The sequence below is a fragment of the Vibrio sp. 10N.222.55.C6 genome (genome assembly GCF_041473395.1).
GTDB classification, from domain to species: domain Bacteria; phylum Pseudomonadota; class Gammaproteobacteria; order Enterobacterales; family Vibrionaceae; genus Vibrio; species Vibrio crassostreae_C.
Genome location: NZ_JBFRSD010000863.1, coordinates 1 through 233, shown reverse-complemented (window position 1 = coordinate 233; position 233 = coordinate 1). Strand labels below are relative to the sequence as shown.

General features: G+C 44.2%; 1 protein-coding gene. It reads left to right on the top strand.

The features are described from left to right. Positions 1 to 59: 59 nt before the first annotated feature. The coding region (locus AB4486_RS26575; RefSeq protein ID WP_372119763.1) for an elongation factor P hydroxylase at positions 60 to 233 on the top strand (174 nt) is incomplete at its 3' end.

Genomic DNA, 233 nt, shown 5'->3' with positions numbered 1-233 from the left:
TTACCGAGCGCTTAAAAAAACGCAAAATGCCCCAGTTCTTTTTATTTAAATTTGATCTTATGACGCACCAATACCCAGATATCATCGACATTTTCAATCAAACCTTTTTCGAGAGCTTTAATACCAAGCTAGAACTGGGAGCGGACGAGCCTATTTACCTGCCAGCCGATGGGGAGGTTTCTCATCACCGTATCGTATTTGCTCGCGGCTTTTACGCGTCAGCACTTCACGAG